The following is a 20,118-nucleotide window of genomic DNA, read 5'->3' as shown; positions in this document are numbered from 1 at the left end:
GCCACCGCCAATACCACCGCCCCTGCCACCATCACTGCCACCATCCCCTGCCGGGTTGCCACCAAAGATAGTGCCTGCACCACTCCCGCCTCGTGCGCGACTGTCGGTTTCGTAACCGCCTTCCCCACTGAAGCCCCCGCCACCAGCCCCGGCATACAGACTGCTAATCCCGCCACCGCCACCAAAGCCGCCACCGCCACTGCCACCATAACGGCCACTGCCACCAGAGCCACCAGAGCCACCAAAACCACCACCGCCACCGCCACTGCCAAAGCTGCCATTGCCACCAATTGCTTGGTTATTTGAGAAGGTGACGTTATTGGCGGTGACGCTACCACCATTTATGAACAGGACACCCCCCATACCGCCGCCGCCTCCACCGCCGTCGCCACCCTTGCCCCGACCGTTTGCCAGGGTGAGGTTGTTGAATTGAACAGTCCCTTGGTTGACGAAGAAGAGGCGGACATCGCCATTGTCGTTGCTGCCATTTTTGTTGGCATCGCCGCTGATAGTCAGGTTGTTGACTCCAGGGCCTTTGATGGTGAGGCTGTCGTTGACGATGAGTTGTGTTGAAAGGGCAATGGTTCTGGGTACGGCAAAGAAATTTGGGTCGAAGATAATTGTGTCTGCGCCTGCTTGGGCATTAGCCTGTTTGATGGCAAATCGCAGGGAACCGGGATCGCTTTCGTTGTCGTTGAGGTTAGTGACGGTGAAAGTAGCCATGATTTTTGCTCTATACTTTTACTTTGGTTTAAACAATAGGCAACTCAGCTTCTTTAAGAAATGTGGAGTTTCTTTTCAAGAAGCCTGCTTTCTGAGTTCTTCGTAACATATTGATTTTGATTCACAATCTGAGCCAAGCGGTCAAATACCTGTGCGTTCAGCCGAGACACGCTCGTCACCCTGACTTCATAATCCGCGATCGCCCTGAAATACTTTTTGTCTGTTCCTCAAAATTAGCTAATTTTTTTTTGTATCGCACCAGGCTGTTACGTAATTTTACATAGTCCGCAAAGCGATGCGAAATTGTCGATCGAATGCGAGGATTGACAAGTGGCGATGCACCCTAAAGCTACTGTTGCACGAGTTCTGAGAATTAGTACAAGTTCCCCGAAAGCAGACGAAATAATGCGATCGTCCTTTCGGCCCTGTTTCAGATCAACTCCTCTCTTCATCGGAATAGTAAATTCGAGTTGACGGTTGACGGTTGACGGTTGACGGTGAAGAGTGAACAGTCAACATCACCAGGAGTGTAACCGGAAATGATCTAACCTGGTATTCCCCATCAATCAACTGCATTTGATATTTAAACTTTTTGCAGTTTATAAAGTTCCTTAAACTTACGCTGCTGCTCCTTGTGGTCTACTATCGGATCGGGATAATGAAGCAGCCGGCGTTCTATAGGTGAAATATTTCCTGTTAGCAAAAGTTTCGTATCAACTCGGCGCAATTCTGGAACCCAGTGCCGAATATATTCCCCTTCCCGGTCAAATTTCTGAGCTTGACTGGCGGGATTAAATATTCGCAAAGGTTTCGGATCCATACCGCTAGATGCGCTCCACTGCCAGCCGCCATTGTTAGCAGAAAGGTCGCCGTCAATCAAATTTTGCATGAAGTATTTTTCACCCCACTGCCAGTTAATAATTAAATCTTTGGTGAGGAAACTAGCGACTATCATCCGACAGCGATTGTGCATCCAACCAGTCTGATTTAACTGCCGCATTGCCGCATCGATAATCGGATAACCAGTTTTGCCCCTGCACCAAGCTTGAAACAGCTTTTCATCGTTCTCCCAAGGAAAATTTTTGAATGTTTGACGGTAGGGCCCATCTGCTAATTCAGGGAAGTTATACATGGCGTGTTGGTAAAATTCTCGCCACGCTATTTCCTGTTGCCAAGTGCGGATGCTTGTGCGCGCTTCTTCGCTGCGGCAAGTGTCCATTACTATCTGGGTAGCTTGCCAAACTGTGCGGATACCAATTGCACCGAATTTGAGGGCGGCGCTGAGTTGCGATGTGCCGTTATTTGCGGGCAAATTTCGCTGTTCTTGATATTCGTAAATGGCGATTTCGCAAAATTCTTCCAACTTTGCTCGCGCGGCATCTTCTCCGGGTTCTAAAACTAATGGATTTTCCCAAGTAAATCCCAAACTAGATGCCGTTGGCAGTGTTTCTATTGCACCTATTTGGTTGGCGATTTCTTGTTCTTGGGCGCTTAATCCGGTCATTAATTCCAGATAAGTTATCGGCAGTGTCTCTACTGGTTCAGCTTTGGGTTGGCTGTGCCAATTTTTCCAAAATGGTGTATAAACTGTGTAGGGTTTTCCTGCACCGGTGCGAATATCGTCGGGGGCGTGCAGGATTTGATCCCAGAAAATTTCAACTTTAATTCCTGCTTGTTCGAGAGCTTTTGATACGCTGATATCTCGCTCTTTTGCATAGGGTTCAACATCCCGGTTCCAAAATACTGCTTTGGCATCGATTGCGGTTGCTAATTTTGGGATGCCGTGACTTGGTTCATTTTGAATTATCAGCAATTGGCTGCCTGCTTCGCTGTAATGCTGCTGAAGTTTTTGCAAGCAACCTATCATGTAGGTGACTCTGGCTGGCGCTACGTCATCGCGATCGAGAATATTGCGATCCAGGCAAAAAATCCCGACTACTTTCGGGCTTTGCTGGCGCGCGGCAGCCAGTCCGATGTTGTCAGAAATACGTAAATCTCGACGGTGCCAAAATAAAATTAAGTCTGACATTTGATTTGAGGTTTGAGATTTTTGTAGGTGCGTCGCTGCCAGAATTCTAGTTGTTGACGACTCTATCTAAGTGACGCACCGCGATACTATTTTACATCAAAAAAGGGCGCGCTAGAAAAAAGCTAGAAATTGATTTTGCATCAATTGGTTCCCCGGCTAAAATGGCTTTTTCTAATTCCTCTGGAGTGAACAAAACTGTTTCCATGTCTTCATCATCGTCTTGTTCTGGCGGCTCTTCCAGCTTGACCAAATCTTGGGCTAAAAAAGCATAAATGATTTCGTCAGAATAACCTGGCGCGAGCATGAATTTGCCTAATTCCTGCCATTTGCCGGCGCGATATCCGGTTTCTTCTTCGATTTCGCGTTTGATAGTTTTTGCGGGATCTTCATTAAGTTCGATCGTCCCGGCGGGAAATTCTAAAATCCGTCCTTTGGCGGCGAAGCGATATTGCCGCACCAAGACGAGTTTACCTTCGGGAGTGACGGGAACTGCAAGTGCTCCACCCGGGTGGCGAATACATTCCCAGTCGCCTTCGGAACCGTTGGGAAGGCGCAGGCTAGCTACGTCAAAGTTGAATTTGCGCCCTTGGTAAAACAGGCGCTGTTTGAGGAGTTGGGGTAGTTCTTTTCCTAATGGCATAAGCGATAAGCGAATAATGTTTGATTGCACTAATTTATGACATCATAGGCGATTGAAGCCATTAAATTTTGCTCAATTTTTACATTATCAAAATTCAGGGGATTAAAACCCCCGCTTTCAGGGTGTCAGGTTTTTAGGCTGGGGTGTAAATCCCTATCCTAAAAACCTCGCTGTCAACTGTCAACTGTCAATTGTTTAACATTTTTTGCACTCCCGAACAGTTTACAGTTTGCTGGAGTTGCCCGATCGCGCTTTTCGTCACTGGATGCACCCAATCCGGCGCAATTTCTGCTAAAGGTACTAATACAAAAGCTCTTTCGGTCATCCGGGGATGAGGTAAAGTCAGTGTCGGAGTTTCTAAGATTAAATCATCATACAGCAGCAAATCCAAGTCGAGGGTTCTCGGCCCCCATTTTTCGCGGCGAATCCGATTAAATTTTATTTCAATTTCTAATAAAGCTGCTAGCAATTGTTTCGGTTCTAGGGCAACTTCTAGGATGGCACAGGCGTTGATGTAATGGGGTTGGGGAGGCCCGACGGGGGCGGTTTTATACCAGCTAGAATGGGATTTTACTGCGATTTTTGGTGTGTTGTTGAGAGTGGCGATCGCGCTTTTGAGTGTGGCGAGGGAGTCGCCTAAGTTGCTACCGAGGGCGATCGCACATTTTGTTGATTTCATTGGGAATTGGGAGTTGGGGTTACGCACAGGTATTTACGAGCTGTTCTGCATTTAAATTCTGTTTTTGGGGCCGGTGAAATGCCCACCACAAGATTTTTATTAAAGTTGAATTGGAATATTTTAACCGCAGAGAACGCAGAGAGCACAGAGGGAGATAAGAGAGATGAATAATTCCGATGAATAGCGGATTAGATCTAAGTCTCCATTGCGCTCTAAAATATTGTTTTAATTTTAGCTTAATTTACGGTTAATCTTTGTTTGTTATCATTAACAAATGTCAGTATTTAAGTAATAAATTAATGAGTTTGCACCGTCGCATTTTGTCTGCCGTCATCTTGGCAACTCTCAGTTGAGCAGCAAGCACATCGATAGCTTTGGCTGAAACTAAGGAAAGCTATCTTACCCTAAATTCGGACGACAGTCAATCTTTTGCGGGTTTAGTGCAGCAGGCGGAAGATTTGGCCGCATTGTCGATCGCCCGCCAGTTTCAAGAAAATCCCGAATTAACAGTAGTTACGGTGATAATTACAGCGACTCGCAGCCGGCAGTTAGTTCCGGTTTTGCGATCGAGAGTATCGCGCCGCGACTGGCAGAAAGATTCGAGAATCGAACTGTGGACTAGATATTTTGCCGATGCAAAATTGCTGCTGGGATTCAGAGACAGCAATGTTTCCGCCGCAAATACCGGGCCTTCGCCAGCGATTAATGTACCAGCGCCCAGTCGATCGGCATCTAGACAAAACGATCCCGGTTTTCGAGATGATTGAAATCGGGCATCGGGCATCGGCCAAACAGGGCGAGCGCGAAGCGGAGGGATTGGGAATTGGTAGCAAACAACAAATAACAAACAACCAATAACCAATTATTAACCCAAATATAATTCCACTTTAATTAACCTAAAGGTTAACTTCCCTTAATGTAAGAGTGATAAATTTTCCTACGGAATCATCTGATTAGGGATGTGGGTTGAATAGGAATTTATGTCTAAAATAACTCGCCGACAACTGTTAATTTTCTTCGGTAGCAGTGCAGCTACTACTGTCCTTGCACCTCAACTAACTCAAACACTCTTCGGCATCAATTCCACCTCGGCGGAATCTATTATAGGGCCGCTATCTTTCACTCCGTTAAGACTTCCTCACCCGCTGCCAGTTTATCAAGAATTGTCCAGTTTCATGCCAACAAGCATAAACGGACAGGGAACAGTGATGGCGGCCTCGCAGAATACTAAATTAACCAGCTACAGCGTGGTTGATGATGTGGTTGTGCCGCCGGAATACGAACGCTATGTGATTCTCCGCTGGGGCGATCGAGTTTTTCCCGATCCGGCAGACTATTTCGGCTACAACAACGACTACACGGGCTTTGTAGGGATTCGCGGCAGCAATGGCGACGGCTATCTCTGGGTTAACCACGAGTACGTATCTTTCCCGATGTCGAAAATCGCGCCGGAAGCGCCGTCAGATGTGGCATCTTTTCCTGCGACCGATCGCGCCGTCCTCGGTATAGACTTATCCGTAAAGAATCAGGCTACCCTCGGCGAATTTTTGTACAACCTCGGCGGATCGATCGTCCGCATTACCAAACAAGCTAACGGTAGATTTTTGGCGATCGCCGGCGACTCCCTCAACCGCCGTATCCACGGACTTTCCGGCCTCGGAATCAACAGCCAGCGTGCCGACAAATACAAAGATGTCACATCCTGGGGAAGCAGACAAGGCGACGACAACTACCTCACGGGTACGGGCCCTGCTGCTACCCAAGTCTTCGCCCAAGTCAACAGCGACGGGCTGGGAAACCGGATCGTCGGTACAGCCTACAACTGTTCCGGCGGCACAACCCCCTGGGGTACAATCCTCTCCGCCGAAGAAAACTTCCAAGGTAGCGAAGCATTTTTCATCGGAGTCCAGGAAAATGTCAAACCCAACGGCGGCCAAACCGGCTACGCCAAGGGCACTACCGGCGAAGAATTCGGCTTAGTCGGCGAAAAATACGGCTGGATGGTAGAAGTCGATCCCCAAGATCCCAGTTTTCGCCCCCGCAAACACACCGCTTTAGGTCGTTTCCGCCACGAAAATGTCGCGATTCGCGCTGAAGCGGGACGCAAGTTAGTAGTGTACATGGGGGACGATCGCCGTGGCGGACACACCTGGAAATTTGTCAGCAACGGTACTGTCACCAATCCCGCAGATAAAACCAACAGCCGCTTATTTGAAGACGGCACTTTGTACGTTGCCCAATACAACCGCAACGGTGCGGGAAGATGGCTGCCGTTGGCATTAAATAGCCCGACGAATCCAGTGAGTCCTTCTAAAGTTGGCGAAGCGGAATTAGCAAGTTTTGGCAAAGCGCAAAGAGATGCCAATACTCGCTTGCCCAAACGCAGCGGAATTGCCGGTCAAACAGAAGATGGCGGTTCTTTTGTAGTAGATACAACTAATGAAGCAACAGCACTTTCCGGCTACAGAAATAAAACTCTGGCTAATTTCTACACCAGCCAAGGTGCGGTTTTAGTTGATGCTTTCTTAGCTGCTAATTTGATTGGCGGAACTCCGACGGCGCGGCCGGAAGATTTGGAAGTTAATCCCACAACTAAGGAAGTTTTCATTTCCTATACTGACGGCGCACCTGGTAGTGACGGTTATCCAGATTCCCGGATTTTTACTGTTGCTAAATACACTGTCGCCCTCAATAGCACCCAGCAGTCGGGAGGAATTTACAAAATAATTGAAGATAGTTCCGACGGTGCGGGTTTGACTTTCCGCTGGCAGCGTTTTGTTCAAGGTGGAGAAGCGGGTTCAGTCTCTGGGGCTGGCTTTGCTAGTGTAGACAATTTGGATTTTGACACTCAAGGCAATATTTGGGGTGTGACTGATATGTCTACGAGCACGCACAACGGTTTTGATGTTGGTGCTGCTGGGAAGCCAAATGCGATCGACCATAAAAAAACTGGAAATGTCTCGGATTTTACGGGTGTTTTCGGTAACAATTGGCTGTTTTATATTCCGACATCGGGGCCGAATGCGGGTACGGTAATTCCCTTTGCTCAAGGCCCGAATCGGTGCGAAATGACTGGGCCGACTTTTGTGGGAGATACGCTGTTGCTTTCGGTTCAGCATCCGGGGGAAGATTGCCCGATCGATGATGGTACTGTACTGAGTCGGCAAATTGAAATGTTGGATTTAAACGGTGCTGTTTTTAATCAGACTCGCAGTGTTTCTCGCGGCAGTTTGTGGCCTAGCAATATCTCGAATGATTCGCGCCGATCCCCGATGCCGTCGGTGATTGGAATTCGCCGCGTGCGATCGACTACAACGGGTCAGTTTGTCTAAATAAGACTTGCGCGTGAAGCTCTAGAAACCGGGTTTTTTGCCTAGATATGTCGTTGCAGTCGGCAGATTTGGTAAAAACCCGGTTTCTTTGGTCGAGTGCGTAAATCCTGCTTAAGTAAGCCCATTTCAAAAACCTGAACACCCAGAACCCCGACTTTACCGAAGTAGGGACACGGCACTGCCGTGTCCCTACCGGACTATATTAGTACCATACAAATACGAGACTAAGAAAATTGTATTTGGCGGTATAAATCGGCGATCGCAATTTCTAGATTCACCGATTCAAGTTGCAAGGAATCGCCCAAACCATACTCGGAGAGAACCCATTGCCCCTGTTGATTGCGCCGAAACATCTCTACTCCAGGCTGTTCAACTTGCACCAATACATACTCTTGCAGTGTTGAAAATTGGCGGTATTTCGCAAATTGAATGCCACGATCTACTGCTTCGGTGGAAGGCGATAAAACTTCGATAATCAAGGAAGGAAATTGCACTAATTGTGGATCGTTATCGCGATCGTCGCAAGTTACCACAACATCTGGATAAAAATACTTTTGCCCTGTTTCCACTTGGACTTTGACATCGACGATGTAAGGTTCGCAAGGGCGATCGACAAGGGCATCATCTAGGATTCTGAAGAAATTTCCTGAAATCCGATTGTGATTGCGGGTGCCGCCACTCATGGCGACGACTTCGCCATCCCAATACTCGTAGCGTTCCTCTTGGGTGGGTTCCCAAGCCAGGTATTCTTCTGCGCTCATCGATAGGCGATCGGGTAAGGCAACCATAATGCGATCGGGAATACAGTATGTTTCTAGAATAGCTTGAAGAAAAGGGCGGTTGAAGGGCGATCGGTTTGATTTTAGATTTTAGATTTTAGATTTTAGATTTTGGTTACAATCCTTTGATATACTGCCTCAACACAGGCGGCAGAGTGTAAAAATTTGCTTGTTGTTCAATCAATGAGCGCCGCGATAGATATTGCAGCGCATTTACCAAATCAGACAGCGGAATTATGTCATTTTCTAGCAATTTTGCGCGGTTGACTGGCTGGCTTTCTTTCGCTAACAAGGAGATTACTTGTTTTTCTAGTTCGGATAGGCGATCGAACTGCTGCTGTAAAACATCTTTCAAATCTTCTGGTAACAATATGGTATCATCTGGTAATAACTGATTCGCGCCTCCTCCCAACTCTTGAATCAGAGTCGCCACGCTTTTTAACCATAGGGGGTTGCCTTCGTAGCGATGAATGAGTGCTTCAGTATTCTCACTTGCTTCTAAGCCATAATCTTTCAGGATTTCCCCTGCGGCTGCGGTGTCTAAACCTTTGAGTTGTAAGGTACGAATGGCAGTATTTTGGTTTTTAACTTGAGTCACTTCTCTGGGTTGTTCCCAACCGATTAACAGAAAGCAGCTTTGATGGGATAATTTTTCGATTTGTTTGAATAAAGAACGATATTCTTCGGATTCTGGTTTGTATTTTCCTGCCAATTCGCCGCTACAAAAAAGGTTTTGAACGTCATCTAAGACTATTAAACAGCGATGTTTTTGTAAATATTTAATTAGAGGTAAGCGTTTCTGGTTAGTTGCAGGTGAATCTAGGTTTTCTGACTGGGATAAAAGCTGGATTAGTTCGTGTTGAAATTCGTCGAAAGTGTGGGATGCGTCTATGGTGCGCCAAATTATGTAATCAAATTCATCTTTTATTTGTTGTACGAGTTGTACTGCTAGGGATGTTTTGCCGATGCCGCTGATGCCGGTGAGGGTTATTAGGCGGCTGTGTTGTTGTAGAATCCAGGTTGTGAGGGTTTGGTGTTCGGAAGTGCGATCGTAGAAATCTCCCAATTCCGGCATTTCGCTTAAATCTTGATGTAGAGTTTTGGTTTGTTTTGGGTTAGCTGTTTCCTGATTTGGTGGGTTTGAGTTTGGGATATTTGGCGGGTGTCTAGCTTCTCCACAAATATTAAAATTACCGATAGCTACAACGTCTTGTGCAAAGTTTGAAACATTAGAGACTTGAAACCTATGAATTGCCGATCGAAAATTCTTTTTATTGACATCTTCTCCCAACTCTTCTGAAAGTAATTGCCATAATTCCGAAGCCGCATTCTAACACGACTTTCAGAACAGTCAAAGTCTTTGGCTACGTGCTTGTATGTCTCGTGTTGTAGAGTTGCTTTTACTACCGCCTCTTGTAAATCGTCAAGGTGTTGACCCGTTTTCTCGAAGACTATGCGATCGGCGAGGTTTAACATTTCTTTAAGATTCATCGGCTTAAGAGGCTGGGATGATTTTGTGTATTATGGCACAGTTTTAGACATTTTAGTATATTTTTAGATATTTTGGTACATAACTGGATTTAAAGAGAGCGGAAGCAGCATAAAGTAGTTGGCAAAATAGGACATTTTTTGAGTACACAAAAGTTTTATTTCTAAATAAAATAGGAGCAAGTAAATAATTGAATCTTAGCACTGAGAAAAGAATATGGATGCAGTTTTAAAGTTTTTGGGGGTTATGGTGCTTGGCGCAATAGTTTTGACTCTTTTGGCAACTCTTGGGCCATTTGGGGCAATTATTGCATTCTTTATAGTAGGTGCAGCCGTTGTGGGAATGGGAAAGGGGAAAGATGACAAAAAATGACAAATTCTGGTGATATTGATAGAGGGAATTTTGGAAAAGGAGGAAAGACTTGACTGATTTCACAAGCCTTTCAGACATTAAAGATTCATTAATCAGGGCCTTAGAGACTCTTCCTGAAGAGACGATTCTTCTGGCTGACGAGGCAGGTTCGACCTTTGCAAAAGCTAATCTTGTCGAAAATGTCCAGCAAGATATTGAGCGATTAGAAAGTTTTTGGGAGTTTCTTCACGATTATCGAAATACAAAAGTTATTGCATTAGTTGGAATGGTTAATGCAGGCAAGTCTGCTCTTGGAAATCACCTTCTAAATCGTGGAGAATCAGGTGTTTTCCAAGAAGCATCTATTCGTGAAACCTCACAAGCTCAGGAAGCCAAAATTGATGAAGAAACAGTGATTATTGACTTGCCGGGTTTAGGTTCTGTTCTTTGCGAAGAAGATGACACAATAGTTAAAGGCATCATCCGTCGAGCCAATCTTTTACTACTTGTGTTTGATGTTAGCTATCCGATTCCGAGACATTTTTACGAGTTTCTCAAGAGCAACGAGGTACTCAAAAGCAAAGCATTACAACGGATTGTTATTGTCATCAACAAAATAGACTGCTTATCTGATTTACCTGAAAAAGTTAAACAGAAGCAGATTCAGAGCTATATCAACTTTCTGAGTCATGGTAATGAAAAGATGGAATTTGAAGGAATTGCTAGACTTTTTGACTATGAGATTCCGATTGTATCATTCTCAGTAGCCGAAGCAAGAAGATATTCAAATAGCGATCGAGAGCGCCAATTAAGACAAGTGATTTACGAATCTCTTGAAGTTAACTCTAACAGTGCTATCAATCGTGCTGAAGTTGAATTGGTTGAAGTTGCAAGTAAATATTCAATTGTAATTGCCAGTTACATCGCACTACGAAAACGTGAAGAAAAACTGGGCGAACAAATGACATATAAAATTCAAACAGTAATCGGACAAATAAATGAATCTATTAATAGAGAAGTGGATACCTTATCTAACCGTATTGGAAAAATTCGAGGATCTTGTCTTCAAGAGATGCGGAATTATCAAACTACGGGTGATGAGCGTTTTTGGCAAGGTGATAATTTTAGATGGAAGAAGAATAAGTCTATGCAATGCCGAGATAGATATCAGGATGAAATAGTCTCTGAATTTCAGATATTTGTTAGTAACTTGCGAAGTAATATTTTAATTGTTGCAAGAAATTTAGTTGGAAGCTTTCAAATTAGCGAACCTAGTAGTGACTCGATTATATCGAATTTGAAAAATTCTATATACGAAATTTGGGATGCTTTTGATGATTATTGGTTTTTGGATAAAGATAGAGATACATTTGACCGAAGCATTGAACAATCCGATCAATATTTTAATAGGGCTGCAAATGAAATTGATAACTGGCTTACTCAATTCCAAAAAGATATTTCTGAAACTCTCTTTACAAATTTGACAAAAATTAACATCTTTGAAGAATATTATTTTTACAAAAATCATGCGGATTCCCTACAATATTTTTGTGATGTTTTAACCTCTATTGATTGACTCAGATCGATTTTTCTTACAAATGTACATATTCGATTAACACAGGAGAAAAAAAATGACACAACAACCAGCTTATAAGACTTTCCGCGTTAGCATCAATGCAAATACTCTGCTTGATGATTTTGCTCCGGTTTTAATCGAGGATATCTCCAAAAAATTTCAACCTATCTTCCAGTTGAAAGAAAGTTATTGCGAACAATTGTTACAGCATTGCAATAAGTTTCAGACTTTCTCTGAGTTTACTGCCCTTACTACTAGACTTCGTGAGTACATTGGAGAAGTGAAAAATGATTTCAAAGATTGTGAAGAGAATATCAACTATTTCACATTGGTATTCATGGGAGCCGTAAGTGCTGGTAAAACATCAATGATCTGCGATTTTCTTAATGTTAACCCGGATCAACTTAATCAATGGCTTCGCTCCAGCAGTAACTTTCAACCGACAGAAGATGCTGTAATTATTGCAGGTGAAGTTGCAACCACAAATGTATATGAATTCTTGGTTGAATCTAGTCACATTCGACTGGTTGACATTCCAGGGACAGGGGGTGTTGTTCACGACAACACTACAATAGCTCCTTTTATTAACAAGGCTGATTGCCTGATTTTTCTATCCAATGCTCAATCCGATCTCACCCGTGATGATTACGACTTTGTTGTGCGACATATAGTTGGACTAAAAGATGCGAGTGAGCTAACGGAGGAAAATGCTTCCAACAAAAAAGCCCTGATTGTTGTCAACAAGTGGGATACAGTAACTCGGAATATCCCAGAAATAGATAAGCAGCAAAAGGAATGGGAGAAAAAAAAGAAGTGGATTCTTTGGGGAGGCAAAACTTTCGGTGGATTAAGTAACCTATTCAAGCGAACCCTAACAATTGTTCCGGCTACTACAACCCAAAGGATTTTTGATGAAGACACAGGAAGCTATGAACGTTACGGAAAAATTGATCTTACCGAAGTGATGGATGCTCTGAAAAGTATCCTTGTGGAAGAGGGGATTCAAATCAAATTGGATCGTCCTAAAATAATTCTCAAACGCTCTCTAACTAATACAATAGAGGTTCTAAAAAATGAGCGAACAAAGCGATCTGTTGATGAATTAGTTGCTGATTTAGAGAAATTAGGAATTAAGGTTTCTGTTAATTCTAACACCATAATGACACTTTTAGGCTCTCGATTAGAAAGCCTTCAAAATCGACTAAAACGCGACTTGTATTCTCAAATCAAAGATGGCTTTGACGAATGGAAGCCTAGTGTCTCTGTGATGGATCGAATTAAGGGGTTGTGGCCGAAAGAGTGGTGGGGATCTGAAAAGTTCGGTGCCAAAGCTGTTCAGGAAGAATTGAAAGATCGTTGGAAAACAGAGATCGAAGCTTTATTGCGTGAAAGTATTAAGCCTAAAGATATCAAGCGCACAATCAATGACGAGGCTGATTCAATCAGCAAGCTGTTAGAAGCAACCTTTAAATCACAATTGGCTGAACTTCAGCAGCAAGCGGTAAGGGAACGACTGTCAAAGGGAGTATCGCTTGAATCGTTTGATGCTAGTAGCCTCAATCTGACGGGTTCTGGTCAAGCGCTTGAGAATGCAATTAATAAAGCAGTGTCTGAGGTTCAATACAGTATTGTGGATGACATTATTGGTATTATTACCGTTGATGCAATTGTCGCTTCCTTACTAGGTGTTTTTCTTTCTCCTTTCGGAAGTGCTGCCTTCTTTGCTATTCGACGCTGGATGAGTGGTCAAGCAGAAGAAAAAAAGGCTAAGCAACAGGTTGAGGAACAAATTTTGCGTGTAGCTGATGAGGCATCTGCCGATTTGCAAGAACAAGTTGCTGACAAACTTCGGGATTCTGTTCAAAAATCGGTCGATAGTATTGCTCAAGTGATTCGACGTGAAGGTGAAAGTTTAAGTAAGCTGCTTCAAGCCCTTGATGGTGCGATAACAAGCGTAACTGAAATTCGTGAGCGTTTAGAAGATATCTAGACTTGATTAAGATGGTGACAAAGTGCGATCGCCCGATCGCGCATCAAGAGCGATCGCATGAAACCAACGCAACAATTACCTTATGATTAGTCTGGCGATCGTGTTAGGCTGATGAAACTGTGATGACAAGACTCTATTATCGAGGCATGGCAGAAGAAAACGGTCAACCCAAAATCGGACGCAATGCGAGGCTACTGGGAGTCAGACCCGCTATTGACATTGATGTTGAGCAAGTGCCCAAAGAATGGTTGGATGAACAAGGTTATTTACGGCCAGAAACAGAGCGCCAGTCTTCAGAGGAGTCTGTCACTGTGGCCCTTAGAAACACAAAAGGAATGTCTGTATCCCTCTCTATCGAAGGCTTACCACCATTTCGCAAACCCCCAAAATTTGGCGGCACAGGAAAAGATCCTCTTTGGCAGATTGACGACAGCAAGATCGTCGGAGATATTGAAGCTGTACAAGATAGTCCAACTCATGTCAGTATTTTGTCAAGCGCTACAATGCTTTTAGAGAAATATGAAACAGCCCTCGCCCAGACACAAAGCGAATGGGAGAAAGTTTGATAGTTTAATTTAGTCAACGGGAGAACAGCAATGGCATGGGTGTTTAGCTTATCGGCTGAATGTGGAATAAAGCAATCTGAAGCAAAGCAATTTTCTCAATATTTCAATGAAATTTCCTGGACGATCTCAAACGGTAGACATTCCCAATGTCGGGCAGAAATTTTTCAGGATATAGAAGAAAATTGGTGGTGCCGAGTTTGTCCAAGTGGCATCAGTGAGATTGGGATTGACACTCCAGAAAGTGCTTATTTAATGACAGAAATAGGTATCCTTCTGTATCATAATTTGCGGTTGGCTCCACGGTTTCGGTATGCTTTAGTTGGTATGGAAGTAGACGAGTTTAGAACCTATAGCGAATTGATTGAAGAATCGGCCTTGGTTTTTCCAGGATTGGTTTTGGCTGAAGCTGTTTGGCAAGCGACGGTCGCATCTTCGCTTTTTCGACCGTTCAGTCTTGGATATGTTTGGAAGCCCTATGAAGGTGAAGTTTACAGACCACTAATAGCATCGCCCGAATTAAAAAACAAGCTTGATGAATTGCTGAGTGTGCGGTAAATTCCTGCACTGGATCGATCGCCATTCGCAGCAAATACCAAACAGTACGATGATTCTACTTATTTTCCGATCGCAACCACTACCCCACCGCTAACTCTGTAAACTTCCGCATATAGGGCGATCGATATCCCAGAACAATATCCGACTTAGGGACTCCCGATTCAATTAGCTCGTTAGCTATTCCCACCTCAGTTCTATCCCGTTGAATCCAAATTTTACCCTCTTTAATCTCGATGTGAATAACACATCCATAAACTCGTCTTTCTCCGCGCCAACCCACATGAAACATCAAGTAGCGATCGCGATCGAAAGCAATTTGAGTTTCCACTTCTGGATCTTTACAATCGCAGCTAGAGTGTTTTTCAATAATAGACTGAATCAGTTTTCTATATTTTTCTATCTCCATGATACAATCTCCTCTTTTACAGGATTAAATACAAGCAAGTTTAATTTAAAACGTACAACAGCATGAAAGATATCTTTTGCAGGCATATATTTTCCTGAATTATACTGTTTAGTAGACGATTGCCTTCCAAGAGGCAATTGTGCGATCGCCCGAGAGTCAAGCGAGTGGCTGATATTATTGAACAGGTTGTATTGACTGGTAAACCTGTTTTCGCTCAAAAATAACCGCAGACTTTCAATAAGTTTTATGTAGGCACTTGGAATCAAGCTTAAGCTAGATGTAATAAGACTCTATAGCTTGTATCAAAAAAATGCTTTATTCACTTTTGCCCAAGTCTCAAGTCAAAGCCCGCATTTTAAAACAGTTTGCAGCCGCTGTTTCGGCGTCTTTAGCCCTCAGTGCAACAACCAGTTTCAAACCCTCGCCGGTATTAGCTGCTAGCGATATCCCCCCAGCACAAACCTCGACCCAGCTAGCAGAAAAACCTGATTCTAGCTTGCAGCTAGGGCAGTTGCGTACCACTGTTCCCGTCCAGACAATGCAGCTAGGGCCGGGCGGATTTATCCCGATCGCGATCGGCGGTATGATAATTATTCTAGTCCTGCCATTGTTTTTTGGCGGATTAGTCGTAATTGGCGATCGCGAAGTGGGAATTGTCAGTAAAAAGTTTAGCCTAGGCAAAAAGTCTTTACCCGCAGCAGATTTAATTGCCTTAAACGGAGAAGCTGGATATCAAGCTGATACTTTACCCCCCGGTTGGCACTGGGGCTATTGGCCCATACAATACAGCGTCCGCAAAGAGTCTCTAACCGTAGTTCCTCAAGGCGAAATTGGTTTAGTAATCGCAGCCGGAGGCGCACCGATTCCGCCACAGCGCATCCTCGGTAAATATACAGAATGCGATAATTTTCAAGATGCTCGCAAATTCTTCAGAACCGGTGGGGAAAAAGGCAGACAACTAGGCATCCTTACAGGTGGTAGCTATCGAATTAATACGGCATTATTTACTGTAATTACAGCAGCAAATGCTCCCAAACACGGGATGACAGCGGAACTGTTAAAACTGTACAAAGTTGCTTCCGACAAAGTAGGAATTGTCACAACTTATGACGGCGTTCCGATTCAAGATGGCGAAATTGCAGGTGCGATTATTCCGAACCACGACAACTTCCAAAACGCGCAAAAATTCATCAGCGGTGGCGGTAGGCGCGGTTTGCAAGAACAAGTTTTGCTTTCCGGTTCCTGGAACTTAAATCCTTGGTTTGTCGGCGTGGAACAAGTGCCGATGACCGAAATCCCGATCGGCTATGTCGGCGCAGTTATTTCCTATGTTGGTAAAACCTCGGAAGATGTCAGCGGCGCTGCTTTCACCCACGGCAATTTAGTAAATGTCGGCAATAAAGGGGTGTGGGTTACTCCTCTTTATCCAGGAAAAAATCCGCTGAATACTCGCATCTTAAAAGTAGAATTAGTGCCAACTACTAATATAGTATTGAACTGGTCGGGGAAGACGGAACGGCACAGTTACGATTCTAAACTTTCATCTTTAACCGTGCGTTCTCAAGACGGCTTTGCCTTTGATTTAGAAGTAGCTCAGATTATTCACGTTGGCGCTTTGGATGCTCCGAAAGTTATCTCGCGCGTGGGTTCGATGCAGAATTTAGTAGACCACGTTTTGCAGCCGACAATTGGCAATTATTTCCGCAATTCGGCTCAATCTTATTCTGTATTAGATTTTCTTTCGGCAAGAAGCGGCAGACAAGCGGAAGCAGCGGATTATATCAAAGCAGCTTTGCGTACCTACGACGTGCAAGCAATTGATACTTTGATCGGGGATATTTTGCCGCCAGCAGAGTTGATGCAAACTCAAACAGACCGCAAAATTGCTGAGGAACAGCGCAAGACTTATGAGGTGCAGCAACTAGCACAAACTCAGCGGCAACAATTGGTCAGGGAAACTGCTTTGGCTGAGATTCAACAAGAGATGGTGAAATCGGAACAAGGCGTTAAGATTGCTGAGTTGAAAGCAAATTCTCAGGTGAAACAAGCTCAAGGCGAGGCTGAGTCGATTCGGGTGAAGGGAAATGCTCAAGCTGAAGCTTATCAGGCGGGTGTCGTGGCTTTGGGCGGTTCCGGCTATACGGCTTTGCAATTAATGCAAATTATCGGCGATAGTCAGGTGCGAGTTGTCCCGGATGTTGCGGTTAGCGGTAATGGTAGCGGCGGCGGTTTGGTTGATGGTTTGCTGGGAATGATGATGTGGAATCAAACTAGCAAAAATGGAGGCAATGGCGGGGAATTGCCAGTAGTTAAGTTGGAAAAATCGCAGCCTGTTGCTGTAGAAACTTTTCCTGATTTACCAGTAGCTAAGCTGCATTCAAGCAACCAAGCAGCAAGTAGCGAAGCCTGAGACTTTCCATGAGTCTGATATTGATTCGCTGTTTGATGAATTGCCATTTGACGACAAATCTTTTAGTTAAGCTTTCTCAGGATTTACGCATCTATGACAAAGAAACTGGGTTTTTTACCAAATCTGTGGGTGACAACCAAAGCTTTTCGTAAAAAACCCGGTTTCTGACTGCCCGTGCGTCTGGGACTATTGGTGCTCGCAGTGATGACTTCAGTCCTATTTTAAAGCTTTTAGCTAATCGGGACTAAAGTCCTTACTACAAACACAAATATTGTTTTAAATTCAACTGTCAACTGTCAACTGTCAACTGTCAACTGTCAACTGTCAACTGCTATATATTCTGGCGTTGCGACAAATCGCAGTACAATCGATCGATATTGCATCTGAGGAATCTCCCCATGTCAGAACAGTTTTCCACTGAAATTAGCGATCGCATCTGCACTCACATGAACGACGATCACGCTAGCGCCGTAGTCCTGTACGCTCAAGCCTACGGCGGCAAACCAGAGGCGACATCCGCTCAAATGCTCGCGATTGATGCCGACGGCATGGATTTAACCGCTGAAGTAAATGGCGAAACAGTACCTGTCAGAGTCAAGTTCAATCGCGCTTTAACCGACGCCGAAGATGCCCACCACACTCTCATCGATCTGGTGAAACAAGCCCGAAAAGTTGCTAAGTAGCCAAATTATCCCTATTCTGTTATAATTTCAAGGTTAGTTCGCAGTACGGATTTTAGTCAGTTTAAATTCTTTTGAAGGACTAAAGTCCTCACTACAAACCTTTAGTCCGATATAATTTGAAGGTTCGTTGGTAGTACGGACTTTAGTTAGTTTTAATCATTTTGAATAACTAAAGTTTTCACTGAAAACAAAATATTTAGTTGAGTTAAATTTACATCTAAAATATCAAATAAGATGACATTATATCGCCCACAATTTCGAGAATTAGATGCCGTCAATCTCAGCGAAAACAATCCTTTCGATTCACTGGTAAAGCGACTGGATTTGATGATTCGCGCCCGCTATTCGCTGCTGTACATTGTCGGCGCAGAAGAGGAACCAATTGAAGCTGTAATTGCCCAAGTAGCGCTGCAAGTAACTCCCGCGCGCCGAGTGTTGTTCTGGGATATCGTGCGCGGCTGGGAAGATAACGGTTCTGCAAAAGGTTCAGTAATGGCGGCGCTCGATCGCATCGGCAAGACTGCTGTAGAAGAATATACCATATTTGTACTGCGGGATTTACACCCAATTTTGAGAGCGCCCTACACCGAAAAAAATGCTCCAGTAGTGCGGGAATTGCGTAACTTAACCAGGGAATTGAAGCGCAGCAAAAAAACAATCGTCCTCACTTCTCACTCCCTAGAATTGCCAGAAGAATTGAAAGAAGAAGCCACAGTAATTGATTTCCCCTTGCCCAACGTCCAAGAAATCGATAGTTTGATTTCCCGCATTGTAGAAAAACCGGAACAGTTGCAAGTTAGCGGTTTAGCAAAGGAACAATTAGTTAAAGCTTGTCAAGGTTTGAGCCGCGCTCGGATCGGGCGGGTTTTAGCTAAAGCTTTGGCGGCCAAACAACAAATTAATGAGTCAGATATTGATGGAGTTTTGGAAGAGAAACAGCAAGCAATTCGCAAAACAGGAATTTTGGAGTTTTTCAACTCACGAGAATCCCTCAAAAATGTCGGCGGATTGGAGAATTTGAAGCAGTGGGTAAAGATGCGGCAAGATGCTTTTACTGACGAAGCGCGCCGCTACGGTATACCCAATCCTAAAGGCGTTTTGTTAGTAGGAATTCAAGGAACGGGCAAATCTTTATCGGCGAAAACTATTGCTGCTGAATGGCGTTTGCCGCTGCTGCGTTTGGATACTGGCAGATTGTTCGGCGGCATTGTCGGGGAAAGCGAAAGCCGCGTTCGACAAATGATACAATTGGCAGAGGCGATCGCCCCTTGCGTCTTGTGGATCGATGAAATAGATAAAGCCTTCGGGAACATTATCAGCGGCGGCGACGGCGATTCGGGAACTTCGCGCCGGGTATTCGGCAGTTTGATTACTTGGATGCAGGAAAAAACCAGCCCGGTGTTTATTGTCGCAACTGCAAATAACGTGCGGATTTTGCCGGCGGAGTTGCTTAGAAAAGGCAGGTTTGATGAGATTTTCTTTTTGAATTTGCCCTCAGAGTCGGAACGGCAAGATATTTTTAAGGTGCATTTGCAGCGTTTGCGGCCGACTAGATTGCGCGACTTTGATTTGGAGATTTTGGCGAAGTCTGCTAAGAATTTTAGCGGTGCGGAAATTGAGCAAGTTGTAATTGATGGATTGTACCGGGCTTTTGGCACTTTTGTGAACGGGCAGCGCCGAGATTTGACGACGGAGGATATTTTGAGGTCGATCGACGATACAGTACCATTAGCTGCGATCGCGCGATCGCAAATTGAAGATTTGAAGCGGTGGGCGGCCCAAGCGGGTGCGAGAACAGCTTCTAACGATACTCGATTGATTGATGAATTGAAGCGCTACAGCAAACCGCTGGGTGAAGATGCGATCGACAATTAACCAAATTTCTGTTTATAGTAAAGACTTTAGTCCTA

The 20,118-nt window shown here is 44.4% G+C and carries 16 protein-coding genes and 2 pseudogenes; 10 read left to right on the top strand and 8 right to left on the bottom strand.

From position 1 onward, the window contains the following. From IQ263_RS29610 to folK, 4 genes and pseudogenes are all read right to left on the bottom strand, one after another. Nucleotides 1-723: pseudogene (locus IQ263_RS29610) on the bottom strand (calcium-binding protein); the annotation flags it as partial. A gap of 583 nt (nucleotides 724-1,306) precedes the next feature. Next, the gene (locus IQ263_RS12500) at nucleotides 1,307-2,752 is read right to left on the bottom strand and encodes an FAD-binding domain-containing protein (RefSeq protein ID WP_194067717.1); all 1,446 of its coding nucleotides are present in this window, start codon (nucleotides 2,750-2,752) and stop codon (nucleotides 1,307-1,309) included. 91 nt (nucleotides 2,753-2,843) lie between these two features. After that, on the bottom strand, nucleotides 2,844-3,392 hold the full coding sequence (locus IQ263_RS12495) for an NUDIX hydrolase (protein ID WP_194067716.1): 549 nt from the start codon (nucleotides 3,390-3,392) through the stop codon (nucleotides 2,844-2,846). A 187-nt stretch (nucleotides 3,393-3,579) separates the two neighbouring features. Continuing rightward, nucleotides 3,580-4,071 (bottom strand): 2-amino-4-hydroxy-6-hydroxymethyldihydropteridine diphosphokinase, encoded by a 492-nt coding sequence (folK, locus tag IQ263_RS12490; RefSeq protein ID WP_194067715.1) that lies wholly within the window; start codon nucleotides 4,069-4,071, stop codon nucleotides 3,580-3,582. A 374-nt stretch (nucleotides 4,072-4,445) separates the two neighbouring features. Between folK and IQ263_RS12485 the strand changes: the two genes are divergently transcribed. Then, on the top strand, nucleotides 4,446-4,838 hold the full coding sequence (locus IQ263_RS12485) for a hypothetical protein (RefSeq protein ID WP_228049999.1): 393 nt from the start codon (nucleotides 4,446-4,448) through the stop codon (nucleotides 4,836-4,838). Between the two features lie 213 nt (nucleotides 4,839-5,051). Then, a complete protein-coding gene (locus tag IQ263_RS12480; protein WP_194067714.1) occupies nucleotides 5,052-7,403 on the top strand; it encodes a PhoX family protein in 2,352 nt (783 codons plus the stop codon). Between the two features lie 224 nt (nucleotides 7,404-7,627). Here the strand turns inward: IQ263_RS12480 and IQ263_RS12475 are convergent, their stop codons facing one another. From IQ263_RS12475 to IQ263_RS30105, 3 genes and pseudogenes are all read right to left on the bottom strand, one after another. Then, nucleotides 7,628-8,191 (bottom strand): Uma2 family endonuclease, encoded by a 564-nt coding sequence (locus IQ263_RS12475; RefSeq protein ID WP_194067713.1) that lies wholly within the window; start codon nucleotides 8,189-8,191, stop codon nucleotides 7,628-7,630. Nucleotides 8,192-8,297: 106 nt separating this feature from the next. Next, nucleotides 8,298-9,473, bottom strand: a complete 1,176-nt coding sequence (locus IQ263_RS12470; protein WP_486579298.1) for an NB-ARC domain-containing protein — start codon at nucleotides 9,471-9,473, stop codon at nucleotides 8,298-8,300. Between the two features lie 12 nt (nucleotides 9,474-9,485). Beyond that, nucleotides 9,486-9,658: pseudogene (locus IQ263_RS30105) on the bottom strand (helix-turn-helix domain-containing protein); the annotation flags it as partial. A gap of 229 nt (nucleotides 9,659-9,887) precedes the next feature. Here IQ263_RS30105 and IQ263_RS12465 point away from each other — a divergent pair. The 5 genes from IQ263_RS12465 to IQ263_RS12445 all read left to right on the top strand — a co-directional run bounded on the left by IQ263_RS12465 (nucleotide 9,888) and on the right by IQ263_RS12445 (nucleotide 14,709). Next, the gene (locus tag IQ263_RS12465) at nucleotides 9,888-10,043 is read left to right on the top strand and encodes a hypothetical protein (RefSeq protein ID WP_194067712.1); all 156 of its coding nucleotides are present in this window, start codon (nucleotides 9,888-9,890) and stop codon (nucleotides 10,041-10,043) included. Nucleotides 10,044-10,092: 49 nt separating this feature from the next. After that, on the top strand, nucleotides 10,093-11,598 hold the full coding sequence (locus IQ263_RS12460; protein WP_194067711.1) for a GTPase domain-containing protein: 1,506 nt from the start codon (nucleotides 10,093-10,095) through the stop codon (nucleotides 11,596-11,598). A gap of 55 nt (nucleotides 11,599-11,653) precedes the next feature. Further along, complete coding sequence (locus IQ263_RS12455) at nucleotides 11,654-13,588, top strand: P-loop NTPase family protein (protein WP_194067710.1); 1,935 nt, start codon at nucleotides 11,654-11,656, stop codon at nucleotides 13,586-13,588. A gap of 122 nt (nucleotides 13,589-13,710) precedes the next feature. Continuing rightward, nucleotides 13,711-14,154: a Tse2 family ADP-ribosyltransferase toxin gene (locus IQ263_RS12450; RefSeq protein WP_194067709.1), complete on the top strand. Its 444-nt coding sequence runs from the start codon at nucleotides 13,711-13,713 to the stop codon at nucleotides 14,152-14,154. 30 nt (nucleotides 14,155-14,184) lie between these two features. After that, on the top strand, nucleotides 14,185-14,709 hold the full coding sequence (locus IQ263_RS12445) for a hypothetical protein (RefSeq protein WP_194067708.1): 525 nt from the start codon (nucleotides 14,185-14,187) through the stop codon (nucleotides 14,707-14,709). A 79-nt stretch (nucleotides 14,710-14,788) separates the two neighbouring features. On the opposite strand, the gene IQ263_RS12440 is transcribed toward IQ263_RS12445, so the two are convergent. Next, nucleotides 14,789-15,115, bottom strand: a complete 327-nt coding sequence (locus IQ263_RS12440) for a XisI protein (RefSeq protein ID WP_194067707.1) — start codon at nucleotides 15,113-15,115, stop codon at nucleotides 14,789-14,791. A gap of 310 nt (nucleotides 15,116-15,425) precedes the next feature. Between IQ263_RS12440 and IQ263_RS12435 the strand changes: the two genes are divergently transcribed. The 3 genes from IQ263_RS12435 (at nucleotide 15,426) to IQ263_RS12425 (ending at nucleotide 20,083) form a co-directional block, all read left to right on the top strand. Then, nucleotides 15,426-17,525 carry an SPFH domain-containing protein gene (locus IQ263_RS12435; RefSeq protein WP_194067706.1) on the top strand — a complete coding sequence of 700 codons (2,100 nt, stop codon included), beginning with the start codon at nucleotides 15,426-15,428 and terminating at the stop codon, nucleotides 17,523-17,525. A 398-nt stretch (nucleotides 17,526-17,923) separates the two neighbouring features. Then, entirely contained in the window at nucleotides 17,924-18,208 is a 285-nt protein-coding gene (locus IQ263_RS12430; RefSeq protein WP_194067705.1) for a DUF2470 domain-containing protein, read from the top strand. A 234-nt stretch (nucleotides 18,209-18,442) separates the two neighbouring features. After that, a complete protein-coding gene (locus IQ263_RS12425; RefSeq protein WP_194067704.1) occupies nucleotides 18,443-20,083 on the top strand; it encodes an AAA family ATPase in 1,641 nt (546 codons plus the stop codon). Nucleotides 20,084-20,118 lie beyond the last annotated feature (35 nt).

It is taken from the genome of Tychonema sp. LEGE 06208, from assembly GCF_015207505.1.
Classification (GTDB): Bacteria; Cyanobacteriota; Cyanobacteriia; order Cyanobacteriales; family Microcoleaceae; genus Microcoleus.
Note: the sequence above shows the minus strand (reverse complement) of the source record. Positions and strands in the feature narration are given on the sequence as shown.